The organism is Leifsonia sp. CL147 (genome assembly GCF_900114565.1).
Classification (GTDB): domain Bacteria; phylum Actinomycetota; class Actinomycetes; order Actinomycetales; family Microbacteriaceae; genus Leifsonia.
This window is the reverse complement of record NZ_FOTM01000034.1, coordinates 1-2,090: the sequence shown is the minus strand read 5'-3', so window position 1 is coordinate 2,090 and position 2,090 is coordinate 1. Positions and strand designations below refer to the sequence as shown.

Here is a 2,090-nt window from a genome sequence, read left to right as displayed (position 1 = left end):
AAACGTGACACCACTCCAGCATCACGGCATCAACCCAAAAGATTTAGGAGACACGCCCTAGGGCGCGCCCGAGAGAAGATCTCAGGGCTCCGCTCATGATCGGCGTCGGATATGCATGCACGCGCGCGTTCCTGCTAGACCAGCCGAATCACACGCTGCCAAGTCGCTCCTCGCATAGAAGCTCTCAGTGGACGGGTTCTGGCACCAGGGCCGATGACGGATCACCTAGCGGGCTGTGGTGGTCGACCGCCATTCAAGGCGAAGCTGGTCGTCTGATGCATTCACGTTGGTTGCATCGAACTCCTTGCACGCCGAGAAGGCACGCGCGTACTTGCGGAAGCAGCGCCCCGACCTCGCCGAGCGCCTCACCGCAGCGAAGGACTTCCGACTGGGCGAGATCGCACTTGTGAAGCCAGTCACCGCTCTCCTAGGCGTAAGGAACGTGCGGCGGCTTTCGAACTGACCAGCAACAGCTGTCCGGTAGTGGATCCCCGTGGACGCCCTCCTGATGCGGTGGGCACATGCAGGCCCGCGATGCTGGTGGCGAGCCGGCGCTATTCCTTGTTCGTCAGGAGGCGATGGTGCAGGGCTGCCTTGACCGCCTCGGCGCGGTTGGAGACTGCCAGCTTGCGGTAGATGCTGCCGAGGTGCGACTTCACCGTGTTGACGGAGACGTCGAATCGCGCGGCGAGCTGCGGTGTCGAACAACCATCGAGGAGACCATCGAGCACCGAGAGCTCCCGGAGCGTGAGCAGCGCCTTCCCTTCAGCCGTGGGGAGACGAGAATCTAAAACGGGCGCCATACCGGGCAAGTCCTGGGCTTCATGCCACTCGTCGTAGGTGTGATCGCGGCCGACTGCGCAATCACATCTGACCGCGATGGGGCTTGCGTCGCGTTCGCTCACGAAATGCTCCACATGAAAGCCTGACACGGCGATTCGATCAATTTTCGGACCTGGGTTCGACACCATCCGGACCTGCTCTTTCTCTGCGCGATACGGGCCTAGGCGGGCCCGCATGTGAGAGATGACGATTTCCCCGCATGCTGACGCGACTTTGCCGGTTCTCACCCGCTGTTTTCACCCGGTATCGATCCGGCGCGCCGCATTCTGTGGCGTCGGCTGCGTCGTACCCCGCATATTGGGGTGGACCAGGGTGATGCGTATGGCCCGTGGCGCCGGAATGCTGTGGTGAGTCGAGGAAGTTGCTGTGCATCAACCGCAGCCGTACCGGGGGGGTCATCGTGGGGGTTCGGTTGCAGCGTGAGGCCGTGCCCGGTCGTGAGGCCGTGCCCGATCGGAAGGGCATGAGCGGTCGGGGCGTCCTTGTCCTGGTGATCGTGCTGGTGGTGTGCGCGGTGGGAGCTGTGGCGTTGACTCCGGCTGCGCTCAGTGGCCTGGCGTCGGCGCGCTCGTTGCCGCGCGGCGAGCTCGTTGTCGCGACGTTGCCGCCGAAGCCGGCCGCGTTGGATCGACCGGCGATCATGAAGCAGCTGGTGGCGATACGGTCGGCGGTGAAGGCGCCGGAGTTGGGCGCCTCCTCGTGTCTGGACGCGATGGCCGCAACGTACGCGACGGCTGTTGCCGCAGCGGCAGCCTCGAATGCCGGAACGGTTCCGGCGCCGACGTCGTCGTCGTGTGGTGCTCACGTGGATACGGGGTGGGTCAGCGGTGCCGATCGGACGGGCGTCGAGCAGCTACGCAGCGCGATGACGCGTGGCCCATCGGGCAGTGCGCCGCTGGCGGCGGATGGGTCGAAGCGGGTGGGCTTGGCCGTCGTCGCCGTGCACGGACCGGGCCACTCGGTGTCCGGATATGTGCTCGCGTGGGCTGTTTCCCAGTGATGCCCGTCTGTGGTTGTTGCTCGCGTTCTGTTTTCTCTCTGATCTCCAACACTCCGAAAGGGTGCTGATGCTGTCCTCTTCAATGTTCCTGCTGGGTCGGCGGCTGCGCACAGCTGTCGCGGTGATGGCCGCGGCCCTGGTGGCTGGGTCGGTGCTGGTGGCGACGCCGGCGCAGGCGGCTGCGCCGGCCGGGTTGGTGGTGCTGGATCCGGATGACAACTATTCGCATGCGGTGTGGGGTGGGCAG

At 65.1% G+C, this 2,090-nt stretch carries 3 protein-coding genes; 2 read left to right on the top strand and 1 reads right to left on the bottom strand.

Going from position 1 to position 2,090, the window contains the following annotated elements:
- Nucleotides 1-554: 554 nt before the first annotated feature.
- Nucleotides 555-971: a response regulator transcription factor gene (locus BM287_RS17365; RefSeq protein WP_211773004.1), complete on the bottom strand. Its 417-nt coding sequence runs from the start codon at nucleotides 969-971 to the stop codon at nucleotides 555-557.
- Between the two features lie 335 nt (nucleotides 972-1,306).
- Here BM287_RS17365 and BM287_RS17360 point away from each other — a divergent pair, with 335 nt between their 5' ends.
- Together BM287_RS17360 and BM287_RS17355 are read left to right on the top strand one after the other, a co-directional pair.
- The gene (locus tag BM287_RS17360) at nucleotides 1,307-1,843 is read left to right on the top strand and encodes a hypothetical protein (RefSeq protein ID WP_139255589.1); all 537 of its coding nucleotides are present in this window, start codon (nucleotides 1,307-1,309) and stop codon (nucleotides 1,841-1,843) included.
- A 67-nt stretch (nucleotides 1,844-1,910) separates the two neighbouring features.
- Nucleotides 1,911-2,090, top strand: a 180-nt coding sequence (locus BM287_RS17355) for a hypothetical protein (protein ID WP_139230736.1), incomplete at its 3' end; no start/stop codon positions are given.